Below are 15259 nucleotides of genomic sequence, written 5' to 3'. Positions count from 1 at the left end.
CTGGCGACAGGCCCGCCCTCGCGGGTCAGGGCTTGACCTTGACCTCGACCCGGCGTGCCTCCGACGGCGGGCCGTCGGCCTGCGACTGCTCGGGCTTGGCCAGCTCGATCTTGTCTTCGGGCGCGCCGGCCGCCTTCAACGCATCGCTCACGGCCATGGCGCGCTGCTTGGCCAGCTCGGCGTTCTTGGCCGGGTCGCCGCTGGCGTCGTGGTAGCCGCTCACCAGCACGGTGCTGCCGCTTTGCACGGCCTTGATGACGTCGGCCAGCGCCTCCTTGGCGTTGGGCGCCACTTCGGAGCTGGCGCTGGCGAAGTAGAACTTGACGACGCCGTTCTCGACCTTCACTGCCGCCGCTTCCACCGCGGACACGGCCCCCGCGGCGACAACGGCCGCGGGCGTGGATGACGTGGCAGGCGCAGCAGGAGCAGCAGGCACAGCAGGTGCAGCAGGTGCCATGGCCGCGGGCGCCATGGCAGCAGGCGGTGTCTCGATCTTCGTCGGCGCGGCCGCCGCCGCATCGCCGGCGTGGAACTTCACCACCAGCGGCACGATGAGCAGCGCCACGATGTTGATGATCTTGATCAGCGGGTTCACGGCCGGGCCGGCGGTGTCCTTGTAGGGGTCGCCCACCGTGTCGCCGGTGACGGCGGCCTTGTGCGTCTCGCTGCCCTTGCCGCCGAAGTGGCCGTCCTCGATGTACTTCTTGGCGTTGTCCCACGCGCCGCCGCCGGTGCACATCGAGATGGCCACGAACAGGCCGGTGACGATGGTGCCCATCAGCAGCCCGCCCAGCGCCTTCGGCCCCAGCACCAGCCCCACCACGATGGGCACCAGCACGGGCAGCAGCGACGGGATCATCATTTCCTTGATGGCCGCGCCGGTCAGCATGCCCACGGCCTTGCCGTACTCGGGCTTGCCGGTGCCTTCCATGATCCCGGGAATCTCGCGGAACTGGCGGCGCACTTCTTCCACCACCGCGCCGGCCGCTCGGCCCACGGCCTCCATGGCCATGGCGCCGAACAGGTAGGGAATGAGCCCGCCGATGAACAGCCCCACGATCACCATCGGGTCGCTCAGGTTGAAGCTGATGGCCAGCCCGAAGCTCTCCAGCTTGTGGGTGTAGTCGGCAAAGAGCACCAGCGAGGCCAGTCCGGCCGAGCCGATGGCGTAGCCCTTGGTCACGGCCTTGGTGGTGTTGCCGACCGCGTCCAGCGGGTCGGTCACGGCACGCACGCTGGCGGGCAGGTCGCTCATTTCGGCGATGCCGCCGGCGTTGTCGGTGATGGGGCCGTAGGCGTCCAGCGCGACCACGATGCCGGCCATGCTCAGCATCGACGTGGCGGCCACCGCGATGCCGAACAGCCCGGCCAGCGAATACGACGCCAGGATGGCGATGCACACGAAGATCACCGGCCACGCGGTGGAGCGCATCGACACGCCCAGGCCCGCGATGATGTTGGTGCCGTGGCCGGTGGTGGAGGCCTGCGCGATGTGCTGCACGGGCTTGTACTGCGTGCCGGTGTAGTACTCGGTGATCCACACCAGCGCGGCCGTCAGCGCCAGGCCCACGAAGCAGGCGCCGAACAGCTTCAGCTGGCTCCCGCTGGGCGCGATGGCGTTGTCGGGAATCAACCAGCTCGTGACGAACCAGAACGCGATGAGCGACAGAACGCCCGCCACCGCCAGCCCCTTGTAGAGCGCAGGCATCACGTTGACCATGCCCGGCGACGCCTTCACGAAGAAGCAGCCGATGATCGACGCGATGATCGACACGCCGCCCAGCGCCAGCGGGTACAGCACCGCGTTGGTGGGCGCGGCGGTGACCATGAGCGCGCCCAGCACCATGGTGGCGATGAGCGTCACGGCGTAGGTCTCGAACAGGTCGGCGGCCATGCCGGCGCAGTCGCCCACGTTGTCGCCCACGTTGTCGGCAATGACGGCGGGGTTGCGCGGGTCGTCTTCAGGAATGCCGGCCTCGACTTTGCCCACCAGGTCGGCACCGACGTCGGCGCCCTTGGTGAAGATGCCGCCGCCGAGCCGCGCGAAGATCGAGATGAGCGAGGAGCCGAAGGCAAAGCCGATCAGCGGGTTGAGCAGCCCCGCCAGGCTCTGGCCCGCCGGCACGCCGGCGCTGGCCAGGAACCAGTAGAAGATCGACACGCCCAGGAGGCCCAGGCCCACCACCAGCATGCCGGTGATGGCGCCGCCGCGAAAGGCGACGTCCAGCGCCGGGCCGATGCCGTGCGTGGCCGCCTGCGCGGTGCGCACGTTGGCGCGCACCGACACGTTCATGCCGATGAAGCCGCAGGCGCCCGACAGCACCGCGCCCACCACGAAGCCGACGGCTGTGGTCAGGTCGAGAAAGATCGCGATGAGGATGGCCAGCACCACGCCCACGATGGCGATGGTGCTGTACTGCTTGGCGAGGTAGGCGGAGGCACCGGCCTGGATGGCCGCCGCAATCTCCTGCATGCGGGCGTTGCCGGGGTCTTTCGCCAGGATCCAACTTCGGGCCCAGAAACCGTAGGCCACGGCCACGAGGCCGCAGACGATGGCCAGTATCAAGGGGGTGTTGCCGATCATGCTTTGCTTCTCCATTCGTTCGTTTAAGACTTGTGGAGACGGACACCATGGACCCTGCGTGCAACGCGTACGGGACATGTTTTCCGCCGCGTTGCTTCCTCGAAGCTCACTGCACCGGTGGTGCGGAGCCGATTGGCCAACGGTTGCAATTTACAGGCAAAAACGCGCTCGCGTGCGACCGTCCGGTGACACGGAAAGTAAACTCCGGGTTTGTCCCCATCCTTCTCATACTTTTCAACTACTCGAAAAACGTCATGTCCTTCGACAAAGTTTCCCCCGGCAAGAATGTCCCCGATGCCTTCAACGTCGTGATCGAAATCCCGATGAACGCCGACCCGATCAAGTACGAAGTCGACAAGGAATCGGGCGCGATCTTCGTCGACCGTTTCATGACGACGGCCATGTACTACCCGGCCAACTACGGCTACGTGCCGCAGACCCTGTCGGGCGACGGCGACCCGGTCGACGTGCTGGTGATCGCGCCGTACCCGCTGCTGCCGGGCGTGGTGGTGCCGTGCCGCCCCCTGGGCATCCTGATGATGGAAGACGAAGCCGGCGTGGACGGCAAGGTGCTGGCAGTGCCAACCGACAAGGTGCTGCCGATCTACAGCCACTGGAAGTCGGTGGACGACGTGAACCCGATGCGCCTGAAGGCCATCAGCCACTTCTTCGAGCACTACAAGGACCTGGAAGCCGGCAAGTGGGTCAAGGTGCTGGGCTGGGAAGGCATCGAGTCGGCCAAGAAGGAAATCCTGGACGGCATCGCCGCGTACCAGAAGTAATTTGTTGCTGCCGTGAGGCAGCGTCCGGGGGCATTGCGCGCAAAGCCGATGCCAATGTCCCCCGGACCTGCGGCTCAGGCCCGGACCGCGTCCGAGGCCAGCCGCATCCACTCGCGATTGACCGATCGCGCGTGCGAGTTCCAGTGGCGTGCCGCCTGCTGGAGCTCGTCCCACTGGCGTTTCGCGCCCGTGGCATCCCCTTGTTCTGCCAGCCACGCGATGTAGCGGGCGCGGGCCTCGACCGTGTTGTATCGGCTCAGCGCGTTGTCGAAGGCTTCGCGTGCCTCCTGTTGCCGGCCGTCGGCGGCGAGCGCGCGGGCCGTGAGCACGGCGACCTCGTCGCGGCGGTAGTCGTCGCGCGATGCACGCAGGGCCTGCAGCGCCTGCAGGGCTTCGCGGCCCGCGGCGGGGCCGCCCGCGGCGAGCAGGGCGCTGGAGAGGCCGAACTGCAGTTCGGGGTCGGACGCGAGCGGGCCCTTCAATGCATCGCGGTAGTGGCCCACGGCATCGGCGGCCTGGCCCCGGTCGAGCGCGGCCTTGGCCAGGCGCAGCTTGTTCTGGGCGGTGGGCGCGAGGTCGTAGGCGTCGGCGGCGGCGCGGTATTCGCGCTCGGGGTCGATGAAGCCGATGGCCGCGCTGGCCACCTTGCCGGCGGTGCGCTGCATGCGCGAGGCGGGCAGGTACTCGACCACGAAGTACACGACGCTGCCGAGCAGCGGAAAGCTGAAAAGAATGATCAGCCAGTACATCTGCTTGCCATGCCGCATGGCATGCACGGCGAAGAACAGCGCGATGAGGACGTGCAGCCCCAGTCCGATGAACGGCATTCGTTTTCCCTCTGTGTTGTTATGGATTCGGGCGCGTTTATAGCAGCCCCGAATGGCACGGTACAGAAGGGAAAAGGGCGGTCGAAACCGTCAGGACGGTCCGGCGGACTTGAACGGGCTGCGCTCGCCCAGGTGGTCCATGTAGTTCTCGACGCCCTGGCCCTCGCGCTCCAGGAAGCGCTCGACCGCGTCGGCGAACGACGGGTGGGCGAGCCAGTGGGCGCTGGTGGTCTTCACCGGCATCAGGGCGCGCGCCATCTTGTGCTCGCCCTGGGCACCGCCTTCGAAACGGGCGGCACCGTGCTCGATGCACCAGGCCAGCGGCTGGTAGTAGCAGGCCTCGAAGTGCAGGCAGTCGACCCGCTCCAGCGCGCCCCAGTAGCGACCATAGGCCACCAGTGGCGCGTCGGGTTCGGTCGACAGGGCGATCAGGCTGGCGGCCATCGGCTTGCCGTCGCGCTCGGCTACGAACAGTAGCCAGGCCTCGGGCATCGTGGCGGCCATGCGCCGGAAGAAGTCGCGCGTGAGGTAGGGCGGGTTGCCGTGCTCGCGGTAGGTGCGCTCGTAGCAGCGGTAGAAGAAGTCCCAGTCGGCCTTTGAAATGTCGGCTCCGCGCGACCACCGAAAGCTCACGCCCGCGTCGGCCACCTTGCGGCGCTCCTGGCGGATCTTCTTGCGCTTGTCGTGCGACAGGCTGGCGAGAAAGGCGTCGAAGTGGGCGTAGCCCGCGTTCGTCCAGTGGAACTGCACCGTGTTGCGCAGCATGAGCCCGGCCTCGGTGCAGGCGGCAATGTCGGCCTCGGCGCCGAACAGCAGGTGCAGCGACGACAGCTCTTCCTGCTTGCACAGCGCCACCAGGCCCTGCACCAGCAGCGTGCGGCTGGCCGCGTCGCGCGCCAGCAGGCGCGTGCCGGGCACGGGCGTGAACGGCACCGCGACCACGGCCTTGGGGTAGTAAGCCAGGCCGTGCTGCTCGTAGGCGTTGGCCCAGGCCCAGTCGAACACGTACTCGCCGTACGAATGGTCCTTGATGTAGAACGGGCACGCCGCGTGCAACTCGTCGCCTTGCCACAGCGTGACGAACTGCGGCATCCAGCCGCTTTCGGGCGTGGCGCTGCGGCTGTCGTTCAGTGCCACGAGGTATTCGTGGCGCATGAAAGGCGAGGGCTCGGCCTGCGCCGCGAGCAGCGCGTTCCAGGCTTGCGCGCTCACGTCCGACGGCGACGACAGAACCCGAATGACATAATCGTTCAAGCCTTTTTCTTCCTTCTGTATGACGCTCAAGCTCGCCATCGCGCAACTCAATTTTGTGGTGGGCGACCTCGTCGGCAACGCGAAGAAGATCGTCGACGCCGCGCGCCAGGCCCATGCCCAGGGCGCGCGCCTGCTGTTGACGCCCGAACTCTCGATTGCCGGCTACGCGGCGGAGGACCTGTTCCTCCGTCCCGCCTTCACCGAAGCCTGTGATGATGCCGTGAAAGGCATTGCCGCCGCTTTGGCCGACCTCAAAGACATGGTCGTGGTGGTGGGGCATCCGACCGGCGGCAGCCTGCGCAGCCGCTCCGTGGCGGTGCAGCTGCGCCACAACGCGGCCAGCGTGATCAAGGAGGGCCGCATCCTCGAGACCTACGCCAAGCGCGAGCTGCCCAACTACCAGGTGTTCGACGAGCGCCGCTACTTCACGCCGGGGCAGGGCACCTGCGTGTTCGATGCGGGCGGTGTCTCGGTCGGGCTGCTGATCTGCGAGGACGCCTGGTTCGACCAGCCGGCCGAGCTGGCCCGCGAAAGCGGCGCCGAGGTGCTGGCGGTGATCAATGCCTCGCCGTACCACGTCGGCAAGGAGGGCGAGCGCGTCGCGCGCATGGCCGAGCGGGCGCGGGCCGCGGGGCTGCCGCTGGTCTATGCGCACCTGGTCGGCGGGCAGGACGAGGTGGTGTTCGACGGCGCCTCCTTCGCGCTGCAGGCCGATGGCGCCGTCGCCATGCAGGCCGAGAGCTTCCGGGAGCGGCTGCTGTTCGCGCAGCTGGAGCGCACGGGGCAGGGCATTGTCGGGTTCGTGGCGGCGCCCACCGACATCGCCGCCCCGCGCGACGCCGAGGCCCAGCTGTGGGACGCGCTGGTGCTGGGCGTGCGCGACTACATCGGCAAGAACGGTTTTCCGGGCGCCATCCTGGGGCTTTCAGGCGGCATCGACTCCGCATTGGTGCTTGCCATCGCGGTCGATGCACTGGGCAAGGACAAGGTGCGCGCGGTGATGATGCCGTCGCCCTACACCGCGGACATCAGCTGGATCGACGCGCGCGACATGGCCGCCCGGCTGGGCGTGCGCTACGACGAGATTTCCATCAAGGACACCTTCGAGTCGTTCAAGGGCGCTTTGGCTGGGGAATTCAAGGGCCGGCCCGAGGACACGGCGGAGGAAAACATCCAGGCCCGCATCCGCGGCACGCTGCTGATGGCGCTGTCGAACAAGTTCGGCGCCATCGTGCTCACCACGGGCAACAAGAGCGAAATGGCCACCGGCTACTGCACGCTGTACGGCGACATGGCGGGCGGCTTCGCGGTCATCAAGGACCTGCTGAAGACCACGGTGTTCGCGCTGGCCCGCTGGCGCAACGCCCACGACCCGTACGGCACGGGTTCGCAACCCATCCCCGAGCGCATCATCACCCGGCCCCCCAGCGCCGAGCTTCGGCCCGACCAGACCGACCAGGACAGCCTGCCGCCCTACGACATCCTTGACGGAATCCTGGCACGCTACATGCAGGACGACGAGGGCATCGACGAGATCATCGCGGCGGGTTACGACCGCGCGGTGGTCGAGCGGGTCGCGCGGCTCATCAGGATCAACGAATACAAGCGGCGCCAGGCGCCGGTAGGCATCCGGGTCACCCATCGAAGCTTCGGCAAGGATTGGCGTTACCCTATCACCAGCAAATTCAACGAAACCGCCGGAGCACAAAAACCATGAAGCAGATCACCGCCATCGTCAAACCCTTCAAGCTTGAGGACGTGCGCGAGGCCTTGGCCGAAGTGGGCGTCACCGGCCTGACCGTCACCGAGGTCAAGGGCTTCGGCCGACAGAAGGGGCACACCGAGCTGTACCGCGGCGCCGAATACGTGGTCGACTTCCTGCCCAAGATGAAGGTCGAGGTGGTCGTGAACGAGGCCGATGTGGAGCGCTGCATCGAAGCCATCGTCAGTTCCGCACGCACCGGAAAGATCGGCGACGGCAAGATCTTCGTCACCAGCGTGGACCGCATCGTGCGCATCCGCACCGGCGAAGAGAACGAAAACGCGGTCTGAAACAAAAAAGCCCCCGGCGACGGGGGCTTTTTTTCGAAGGCAGCGTCAGAGGTTTTCCGACAGCCTGTCTTCCCGTGGATGCAGGGGCACTTCGGCGCGCAACGCGCCGAGCAATTCGGTCGGCTCCGTGCCGGTGCGAATCAGCTTCATCTGCCAATCGCCCATGAAGCCCTCGCGCACGCTGTGCGCCAGGAAGCCCAGAAGGCCGTCGTAGTAGCCGGCGGTGTTCAGGATGCCGGTCGGCTTGTCGTGGTAGCCGAGCTGGCGCCAGGTCCAGATCTCGAACAGTTCCTCGAAGGTGCCGATGCCGCCCGGCAGGGCCACGAAGGCGTCGGCGCGCTCGCCCATCATGGCCTTGCGCTCGTGCATGGTGTCGACCACGTGCAGTTCGTCGCACAGCGGGTTGGCCAGTTCCTTGTCGACCAGGGCCTTGGGAATGATGCCGACGACGCGGCCGCCGGCCGCGCGGGTGGCTTCGGCCACCGTGCCCATCAGGCCGGTGCGCCCGCCGCCGTAGACCAGCTGGCCGCGGTGCTGGCCGATCCATTGGCCGACCGCTTGCGCGGCCTGGGAAAACTCGGGGCGCTCGCCGGGGCGCGAGCCGCAATACACACAGATCGAAAATTCAGGATTCATGCCGCCATCATGCCGCAGGCGGCATGCCTTCTCATGACAGGAAGCGTTGCCACAGCGCGGTCAGCCAGATGCCCCCGCACAGCGTGAGCGACAGCAGCACCGCGGCGCTGCCCATGTCCTTGGCGCGCTTGGAGAGGTCGTGCCACTCGGGGCCGATGCGGTCGATGGCGGCCTCGACGGCCGTGTTGAGGAGCTCCACGATCATCACCAGGATGGCGCTGCCCGCGAGCAGCGCCACCTCGACCCAGCTGCGGCCCAGCCAGAACGACACCGGGATCATGACGATCGACAGGATCGCTTCCTGCCTGAACGCAGGCTCGCTCCAGCCCGCGCGCAGGCCCTGCAGCGAGATCAGCGTGGCATGGAAGACGCGTTCGAAGCCCTTGCGCGCTTTCTGCGGGTTGACGGCGGGATCGGGCAGTTTCTTGGGCAAGGCACTCATCGGCGACTCATCGGTTGGGAGGTGATGAGCCGCGTACCGGCCCAGGCGTCGTGCCAGAACTGGCGCTCGGGGTGAAAACGTGCAAGCAAGGCCCAGACCGCGACCCAGCCGAAGATCAGCACGGTCGATTCGCCGCCCGACAGCTTGAAGGGGGCCATGGCGGCCAGCGGCGGCAGGAACCAGATCCAGCTCAGCAGGTAGCGCGCCAGCGCGCGGCGCTGGGTCACGGGGCGGCCGTGCAGGTCGACGATGCGGATGTTCCAGGTTTTCATGGCAAGGGTCTGGCCCTTGGTCCAGAACCAGACGAAGTACACGCCGAAAACCACGAAAAGAAAAGCCTGGAAAAGGTGGCGCCGCTCGTCCATGGCGTCGCGCATCTGGCCCAGCGTGCTGAACAGCCAGCCCGAGACGAACACCACGGCGAACAGCAGCATGCCCTCGTAGAGCCAGCAAGCCATGCGACGCCAGATGCCGGGGGCGACAGGGGCTATCGAAACAGGAGCGGTGGTTGCAGTTGCGACGGGCGAGGCAGGCTGATCGGGCCCCGAGGCCTCGGGAGAGCTGGAAACCATCGGAACCTTGGGGTCAGGGAGACGAGGAGGGCGCGTCGGCCGGCGCGGGCACCTGCGCTTCGGCCGGAACCGGCGGCGACGTCACGTTGGACGGCGCAGGCGCGGCAGGCACGATGGAGACGGCTGGCGTGGCGCCGGGGGCCGTGGTGCGCTCGGGCGGCGAAGCCACCATGACCGCGGCCGGTGCGGCCAGCGGCGCTGGCGGTGCCAGCAGGATGCGGGGTGTGTGCTGCCCACCGGGCGTGACGGCCGGCACGGGCACGAGCTTCTGCGCCGAAACGGGCCGCACGGGCACGGCGGCGCCGCGTGGCTTGGCCGGGGCGCGCTCGGCGAGCTTGCGCTTTTCTTCCTCGCTCAAGGCCTGGTATTGCTCCCACTTGGCCTTGCGCTCGTCGGCGGGAATGCGCTTGACCTCGGCGAAGTTCAGGCGGGCCTGCGTGCGTTGCTGGTTGCTCAGCGCGGCCCATTCGATCATTCGGCTGTGCAGCGTGCCCTGGTCGTCGGCCGACATGCTGGAAAAGTTGCGCGACAGGGCCAGCCACTTCTTCTTCTGGCCGACGTTCAGGGTGTTCCAGTGGACGCTCAGGGGCTTCAGTGCCTGTTGTTGCTCGGCGGTGAGCTCGCTCCAGAGCGGCTTGGTCGTCGAAACGGCTTTGGGGCTGCTGCCCGGCGCGGACGCGCTTGCCGCAGAGCCGCCAGTGAACTTGCCTGTTTCGGCGTGAGATTGCGTTTGCGGTTGGGCGCTGGCGAGCGTCAGGCCGAAGGCGGCGACTGCTAGCGCGCTCGCCCAAACGACGGCGCCCGCCTGGAGCGGGCGCGTCGGGCGGGGAGTGTTCGCGCTGGAGGTGGAACGGCGTCGCATTCGGTCGGTGAAGGATTTCAGGCGGTAAAGATTCAGTCGGAGGCGCTGTCGGCCTTCAGGAATTGGGCGAAACCGGGGTCCGTGTAGGCGGCAGGGGGCAGGTCGCCGGTCAGCAGGGCGGAGTCGACCTCGGCCAGTTCGCTGGCACGGTCGTCATCCTGCATCACGCTGATGGTGATGAGACCGGCCACGAGTGCAATCAGGGGCACCACCGAACCGATGCGCGTCCACCAGCTGCCGCCGAGCGTGGCCGTGTGGCCAGCCTGCACCACCACGGGCGCGGTTCGCAGCTGCGGGGCCAGCTTGCGCGCGGCCACGGCCTGGGCGCGCGCCACGCGCAGTCGCTCACCGATGTCGTGCGGCAACTCGCGGTTGCCGGCCGACAGGCGGGCGGTCACGCGCTGGCCGAAGTCGTCTTCGGCGGCGGTGGATGATGTGATCGAAACCTTCGTGTTCATAGCGATATTCCCTTGGCCTTGAGCGCCTTGCTCAGAGCGTGAACGGCTCGCGAGCAATGGGTTTTGACGCTGCCTTCGGAGCAGCCCATTGCGGCGGCCGTCTCTGCGACGTCCATTTCCTCCCAGTAACGCATCAGGAAAGCCTCGCGTTGACGGCCCGGCAAAGCTGCGATCTGCTCTTCGATCTCGTGGAAGACCTGGGCGCGGCGGGTCGTGTCTTCGGCGCTCTCCGATTCCCTAGAGTCGGTCGGCGAAACGAAGTTCTCCAGCAGGTCGAAATCTCCGTCGTCGTCGACCGAATCGAAATCGCTGAGGTTGGAGAAAAGCGCGCGGCGGGTCTTCTGGCGGCGGAACCAATCGAGCGTGCAGTTCGACAGGATGCGCTGGAACAGCATCGGCAGCTCTTCCGCGGGCTTGTCGCCGTAGTGCTGCGCCAGCTTCATCATGCTGTCCTGCACGATGTCGAGTGCCGCTTCTTCGTCCCGCACGTGATAGACCGAGCGCTTGAAAGCGCGTCGTTCGACGCTTTTCAGGAAGTCGGAGAGTTCTTGTTCAGTGGCCAAGCGAGAAGGGGCGCAGGGGGGCGCCGCGTGGGAAGGGGGTCTAGCGATCGCGTAGGTTTATCGCCGCGAATTATGCCTTTGTCGCTTTACAAGCCAGCTGAAGCGAATCTGAACGCCCGGAAATGCCATAATCCGCGCTGCAAGTCAAAAGGCAAACGGGTCTAGGTCCGGCGGAACATCAGTCTGCCCATGGCCATGGCCTCAAGTCCTGGCGCGACCTCACAAGGGTTGGCAAGGGGCACCCAAGGTATTTCGTTCCCGAAATAAACAAAGGTTGATCATGGAAATCTCCAAGGCGGAAATCGCTTCCGCGGCGGCCGCGTCTTCAGGCGCAGGCAACGCAACGCAAGAACTCATGGGTGCCGAGGTGCTGGTCAAGGCACTGCAGGCCGAAGGCGTCCAGTACATCTGGGGCTACCCAGGCGGCGCGGTTCTGTACATCTACGACGCGTTCTACAAGCAAGACACCATCCAGCACGTGCTGGTTCGCCACGAGCAGGCAGCGGTTCATGCGGCCGACGGCTATGCGCGTGCCACCGGCGAAGTCGGCGTGGCACTGGTCACTTCCGGTCCCGGCCTGACCAACGCGGTCACCGGCATCGCGACGGCGTACATGGACTCGATCCCGATGGTGATCATCTCGGGCCAGGTCCCCACGGCGGCCATCGGTCTCGACGCCTTCCAGGAATGCGACACGGTCGGCATCACCCGCCCCATCGTCAAGCACAACTTCCTCGTCAAGGATCCCAAGGATCTGGCCATGACGATGAAAAAGGCCTTCCACATCGCACGCAGCGGCCGTCCCGGCCCCGTGGTGGTGGACGTGCCCAAGGACGTCTCCTTCAAGAAGACGCCCTATGCCGGCTATCCCGACAAGGTCGAGATGCGCTCGTACAACCCGGTGCGCAAGGGCCACGGCGGCCAGATCCGCAAGGCGCTGCAACTGCTGCTGGCAGCCAAGCGCCCCTACATCTACACCGGCGGCGGCGTGTTGCTGGGCAACGCCTGCAACGAACTGCGCACGCTGGTGGACATGCTGGGTTACCCGGTCACCAACACGCTGATGGGCCTGGGCGCCTATCCGGCGAGCGACCGCAAGTTCCTGGGCATGCTGGGCATGCACGGCACCATCGAAGCCAACAACGCGATGCAGAACTGCGACGTGCTGCTGGCCGTGGGGGCGCGCTTCGACGACCGTGTCATCGGCAACCCCAAGCATTTCGCGCAGAACGAACGCAAGATCATCCACGTCGACATCGACCCGTCGAGCATCTCCAAGCGCGTGAAGGTCGACATTCCGATCGTCGGCGACGTGAAGGACGTGCTCACCGAGCTCATCTCGATGATCCGCGAAAGCTCGGCCAAGCCCGACGCCGGCGCGCTGGCCGACTGGTGGAAGACCATCGAGGCCTGGCGCTCGCGCGACTGCCTCAAGTACGACCGCGGCAACACGGACGTGATCAAGCCGCAGTACGTGGTCGAAACGCTCTGGAACATGACCAAGGACGCCGACGCGTACATCACGTCGGACGTGGGCCAGCACCAGATGTGGGCGGCCCAGTACTACCGCTTCGACGAGCCGCGCCGCTGGATCAACTCGGGCGGCCTGGGCACCATGGGCGTGGGCATTCCCTACGCCATGGGCATCAAGCTCGCGAAGCCCGATTCGGAAGTGTTCACCATCACCGGCGAAGGCTCGGTGCAGATGTGCATCCAGGAACTCTCCACCTGCCTGCAATACAACACGCCGATCAAGATCTGCTCCCTCAACAACCGCTACCTGGGCATGGTGCGCCAGTGGCAGGAGATCGAATACTCCGGCCGCTACAGCCACAGCTACATGGACGCGCTGCCCAACTTCGTGAAGCTCGCCGAGGCCTACGGCCACGTGGGCATGCTGATCGAGCGTCCACAAGACGTGGAGCCCGCGCTGCGCGAAGCACGCAAGCTCAAGGACCGCACGGTGTTCATGGACTTCCGCACTGACCCGACCGAGAACGTGTTCCCGATGGTGAAGGCCGGCATGGGCATCACCGAAATGCTGTTGGGCTCCGAAGATCTCTGATCTGCGGCGCATTCGCTTAACTCTTCACTGACGAATCTATTGCCCGCCGAGCCCGCGCATTACCGTGCGCGGGGGAGGGCGGCGAAAAGAGGAGTCACGCAAACATGAAACACATCATTGCAGTGCTGCTGGAAAACGAGCCGGGTGCTCTTTCCCGCGTGGTGGGCCTGTTCTCGGCCCGCGGCTACAACATCGAGTCGCTGACGGTGGCGCCCACGGAGGACCCGAGCCTCTCGCGCATGACCATCGTCACGAACGGTTCGGACGACGTGATCGAGCAGATCACCAAGCACCTGAACCGGCTCATCGAAGTGGTGAAGGTCGTCGACCTGACCGAGGGTGCCTACACCGAGCGCGAGCTCATGATGGTGAAGGTGCGCGCGGTCGGCAAGGAGCGCGAGGAAATGATGCGCATGGCGGAGATCTTCCGCGGCCGCATCATCGACGTGACCGACAAGAGCTACACCATCGAACTCACCGGCGACCACGGCAAGAACGACGCTTTCCTGGAAGCGATCGAGCGTAGCGCTATCCTCGAGACTGTCCGCACCGGTGCCAGCGGCATCGGGCGCGGCGAGCGCATCCTGCGCGTGTAGGGGGTGCAGATCCCCTCAGTTTCATCGTTTATCAACACATGAGGAGAAGGTGAATGCAAGACTTGCTGGGCTTCGACAAGATGGTGACCCCCATCATCATCCGGATACTGTATTTCCTCGGACTGCTGGGTGTGCTCGTGATGACCGTCGTGTCATTGTTCCAGGGCCGCATCCTGGCTGCCATCGGCATTCTTGTGTTCGGCGCGATCATGGTTCGCGTCTATAGCGAATTGCTGATCCTGCTGTTCCGCATTCACGACAACCTCGTGTCCATCAATCAGCAAATGAAGGACCGGAATTCTTCCGGCCAATTGTGAGTGAACGCACCCCCGAGCCGGGGTGCATCGAGACTAAATAGGAAAGACGCATCATGAAGGTTTACTACGACAAGGACGCCGACCTCAGCCTCATCAAGGGCAAGACGGTTGCAATCATCGGTTATGGGTCGCAAGGCCATGCGCACGCGCAGAACCTGAACGACAGCGGCGTCAAGGTCGTGGTCGGCCTGCGCAAGGGCGGTGCTTCGTGGGACAAGGTCGGCAAGGCCGGCCTGCAGGTCGCCGAAGTGGCCGACGCCGTGAAGTCGGCCGACGTGGTCATGATCCTGCTGCCCGACGAGCAGATCGCCAACGTCTACAAGAACGACGTAGCCCCGCACATCAAGGAAGGCGCATCGCTCGTCTTCGCGCACGGCTTCAACGTGCACTACGGCTTCGTGCAGCCGCGCGCCGACCTCGACGTGTGGATGGTCGCTCCCAAGGCCCCGGGCCACACCGTGCGCAGCACGTACACCCAAGGCGGCGGCGTGCCCCACCTCGTGGCCGTGCACCAGGACAAGACCGGCAAGGCGCGTGACCTCGCGCTGAGCTACGCCACCGCCAACGGCGGCGGCAAGGCCGGCATCATCGAGACCAACTTCCGCGAAGAAACTGAAACCGACCTGTTCGGCGAACAAGCGGTTCTGTGCGGCGGCACGGTCGAGCTGATCAAGGCCGGTTTCGAAACGCTGGTGGAAGCCGGCTACGCGCCCGAAATGGCGTACTTCGAATGCCTGCACGAACTCAAGCTGATCGTCGACCTGATCTATGAAGGCGGCATCGCCAACATGAACTACTCGATCTCGAACAACGCCGAATACGGCGAGTACGTCACGGGCCCGCGCATCGTGACCGAAGAGACGAAGAAGGTCATGAAGCAGGTGCTCAAGGACATCCAGACCGGCGAATACGCCAAGAGCTTCGTGCTCGAAGCCGCTGCCGGCCAGCCGGCGCTCATCAGCCGCCGTCGCCTGAATGCAGAGCACCAGATCGAAGTCGTGGGCGAAAAGCTGCGCGCGATGATGCCCTGGATCAAGAAGAACAAGCTGGTCGACCAGACCCGTAACTGATCTTCGAGTCGAAGGCAAAAGGCGCCCGCAGGGCGCCTTTTTCCAAGGGCCACCCTCGCGGTGGCCCTTTTGTTTGAAGGGTGCCCGCAAGGCCCCCTGAACTACACTGCAAGCCATGCGACCCACAGACCTAGATGCTATCGATTGGATAGCTGACCGCGCAGTGCCCATGAGGGACG

General features: G+C 65.8%; 16 protein-coding genes. 7 read left to right on the top strand and 9 right to left on the bottom strand.

Features of this window, described 5'->3' with window-relative positions; genetic code table 11:
- Window positions 1-25: 25 nt before the first annotated feature.
- On the bottom strand, window positions 26-2584 hold the full coding sequence (locus QTI51_RS10475; protein ID WP_116907849.1) for a sodium-translocating pyrophosphatase: 2559 nt from the start codon (window positions 2582-2584) through the stop codon (window positions 26-28).
- A gap of 254 nt (window positions 2585-2838) precedes the next feature.
- Between QTI51_RS10475 and ppa the strand changes: the two genes are divergently transcribed.
- Window positions 2839-3366 carry an inorganic diphosphatase gene (gene ppa / locus QTI51_RS10470; RefSeq protein WP_116907427.1) on the top strand — a complete coding sequence of 176 codons (528 nt, stop codon included), beginning with the start codon at window positions 2839-2841 and terminating at the stop codon, window positions 3364-3366.
- A 74-nt stretch (window positions 3367-3440) separates the two neighbouring features.
- Here the strand turns inward: ppa and QTI51_RS10465 are convergent, their stop codons facing one another.
- Window positions 3441-4193, bottom strand: a complete 753-nt coding sequence (locus tag QTI51_RS10465) for a hypothetical protein (protein ID WP_116907428.1) — start codon at window positions 4191-4193, stop codon at window positions 3441-3443.
- 90 nt (window positions 4194-4283) lie between these two features.
- Window positions 4284-5447, bottom strand: a complete 1164-nt coding sequence (locus QTI51_RS10460; RefSeq protein WP_116907429.1) for a GNAT family N-acetyltransferase — start codon at window positions 5445-5447, stop codon at window positions 4284-4286.
- 19 nt (window positions 5448-5466) lie between these two features.
- Between QTI51_RS10460 and QTI51_RS10455 the strand changes: the two genes are divergently transcribed.
- Both QTI51_RS10455 and QTI51_RS10450 read left to right on the top strand, forming a co-directional pair.
- A complete protein-coding gene (locus QTI51_RS10455; protein WP_286515865.1) occupies window positions 5467-7164 on the top strand; it encodes an NAD+ synthase in 1698 nt (565 codons plus the stop codon).
- Window positions 7161-7499, top strand: a complete 339-nt coding sequence (locus tag QTI51_RS10450) for a P-II family nitrogen regulator (protein ID WP_116907431.1) — start codon at window positions 7161-7163, stop codon at window positions 7497-7499. The genes QTI51_RS10455 and QTI51_RS10450 overlap by 4 nt, the downstream gene beginning before the upstream one ends.
- Before the next feature lie 45 nt (window positions 7500-7544).
- Here the strand turns inward: QTI51_RS10450 and QTI51_RS10445 are convergent, their stop codons facing one another.
- From QTI51_RS10445 to QTI51_RS10420, 6 genes are read right to left on the bottom strand one after another with little or no spacing between them, the layout of a single operon-like run.
- The gene (locus QTI51_RS10445) at window positions 7545-8135 is read right to left on the bottom strand and encodes an LOG family protein (protein ID WP_116907432.1); all 591 of its coding nucleotides are present in this window, start codon (window positions 8133-8135) and stop codon (window positions 7545-7547) included.
- A gap of 31 nt (window positions 8136-8166) precedes the next feature.
- Window positions 8167-8577: a diacylglycerol kinase gene (locus QTI51_RS10440; protein WP_116907433.1), complete on the bottom strand. Its 411-nt coding sequence runs from the start codon at window positions 8575-8577 to the stop codon at window positions 8167-8169.
- On the bottom strand, window positions 8574-9149 hold the full coding sequence (locus QTI51_RS10435) for an RDD family protein (protein ID WP_116907434.1): 576 nt from the start codon (window positions 9147-9149) through the stop codon (window positions 8574-8576). The genes QTI51_RS10440 and QTI51_RS10435 overlap by 4 nt, the downstream gene beginning before the upstream one ends.
- 13 nt (window positions 9150-9162) lie before the next feature.
- Window positions 9163-10011, bottom strand: coding sequence for a DUF3106 domain-containing protein (locus QTI51_RS10430; protein ID WP_116907435.1), 849 nt, complete (start codon window positions 10009-10011; stop codon window positions 9163-9165).
- A gap of 32 nt (window positions 10012-10043) precedes the next feature.
- On the bottom strand, window positions 10044-10469 hold the full coding sequence (locus QTI51_RS10425) for a DUF3619 family protein (RefSeq protein WP_116907436.1): 426 nt from the start codon (window positions 10467-10469) through the stop codon (window positions 10044-10046).
- Window positions 10466-11032, bottom strand: coding sequence for an RNA polymerase sigma factor (locus QTI51_RS10420; protein ID WP_116907437.1), 567 nt, complete (start codon window positions 11030-11032; stop codon window positions 10466-10468). The genes QTI51_RS10425 and QTI51_RS10420 overlap by 4 nt, the downstream gene beginning before the upstream one ends.
- Before the next feature lie 280 nt (window positions 11033-11312).
- Here QTI51_RS10420 and QTI51_RS10415 point away from each other — a divergent pair, with 280 nt between their 5' ends.
- The 4 genes from QTI51_RS10415 (at window position 11313) to ilvC (ending at window position 15080) form a co-directional block, all read left to right on the top strand.
- Window positions 11313-13097, top strand: coding sequence for an acetolactate synthase 3 catalytic subunit (locus QTI51_RS10415; protein ID WP_116907438.1), 1785 nt, complete (start codon window positions 11313-11315; stop codon window positions 13095-13097).
- Between the two features lie 104 nt (window positions 13098-13201).
- A complete protein-coding gene (ilvN, locus tag QTI51_RS10410; RefSeq protein ID WP_116907439.1) occupies window positions 13202-13693 on the top strand; it encodes an acetolactate synthase small subunit in 492 nt (163 codons plus the stop codon).
- 53 nt (window positions 13694-13746) lie between these two features.
- Window positions 13747-14010 carry a DUF4282 domain-containing protein gene (locus tag QTI51_RS10405; protein ID WP_116907440.1) on the top strand — a complete coding sequence of 88 codons (264 nt, stop codon included), beginning with the start codon at window positions 13747-13749 and terminating at the stop codon, window positions 14008-14010.
- Between the two features lie 53 nt (window positions 14011-14063).
- Window positions 14064-15080, top strand: coding sequence for a ketol-acid reductoisomerase (ilvC, locus tag QTI51_RS10400; protein WP_116907441.1), 1017 nt, complete (start codon window positions 14064-14066; stop codon window positions 15078-15080).
- Window positions 15081-15259 lie beyond the last annotated feature (179 nt).

This window comes from Variovorax sp. J22G73, from assembly GCF_030317035.1.
Taxonomy (GTDB): domain Bacteria; phylum Pseudomonadota; class Gammaproteobacteria; order Burkholderiales; family Burkholderiaceae_C; genus Variovorax.
This window is presented reverse-complemented; position numbering and strand designations above follow the sequence as displayed.

Excerpts from the sequence above, each read along its gene's own strand:
- QTI51_RS10475 (WP_116907849.1), bottom strand. The coding sequence starts at position 2,584 with ATGATCGGCAACACCCCCTTGATACTGGCCATCGTCTGCGGCCTCGTG.
- ppa (WP_116907427.1), top strand. The coding sequence starts at position 2,839 with ATGTCCTTCGACAAAGTTTCCCCCGGCAAGAATGTCCCCGATGCCTTC.
- QTI51_RS10465 (WP_116907428.1), bottom strand. The coding sequence starts at position 4,193 with ATGCCGTTCATCGGACTGGGGCTGCACGTCCTCATCGCGCTGTTCTTC.
- QTI51_RS10455 (WP_286515865.1), top strand. The coding sequence starts at position 5,467 with ATGACGCTCAAGCTCGCCATCGCGCAACTCAATTTTGTGGTGGGCGAC.
- QTI51_RS10450 (WP_116907431.1), top strand. The coding sequence starts at position 7,161 with ATGAAGCAGATCACCGCCATCGTCAAACCCTTCAAGCTTGAGGACGTG.
- QTI51_RS10445 (WP_116907432.1), bottom strand. The coding sequence starts at position 8,135 with ATGAATCCTGAATTTTCGATCTGTGTGTATTGCGGCTCGCGCCCCGGC.
- QTI51_RS10440 (WP_116907433.1), bottom strand. The coding sequence starts at position 8,577 with ATGAGTGCCTTGCCCAAGAAACTGCCCGATCCCGCCGTCAACCCGCAG.
- QTI51_RS10435 (WP_116907434.1), bottom strand. The coding sequence starts at position 9,149 with ATGGTTTCCAGCTCTCCCGAGGCCTCGGGGCCCGATCAGCCTGCCTCG.
- QTI51_RS10430 (WP_116907435.1), bottom strand. The coding sequence starts at position 10,011 with ATGCGACGCCGTTCCACCTCCAGCGCGAACACTCCCCGCCCGACGCGC.
- QTI51_RS10425 (WP_116907436.1), bottom strand. The coding sequence starts at position 10,469 with ATGAACACGAAGGTTTCGATCACATCATCCACCGCCGCCGAAGACGAC.
- QTI51_RS10415 (WP_116907438.1), top strand. The coding sequence starts at position 11,313 with ATGGAAATCTCCAAGGCGGAAATCGCTTCCGCGGCGGCCGCGTCTTCA.
- ilvN (WP_116907439.1), top strand. The coding sequence starts at position 13,202 with ATGAAACACATCATTGCAGTGCTGCTGGAAAACGAGCCGGGTGCTCTT.
- QTI51_RS10405 (WP_116907440.1), top strand. The coding sequence starts at position 13,747 with ATGCAAGACTTGCTGGGCTTCGACAAGATGGTGACCCCCATCATCATC.
- ilvC (WP_116907441.1), top strand. The coding sequence starts at position 14,064 with ATGAAGGTTTACTACGACAAGGACGCCGACCTCAGCCTCATCAAGGGC.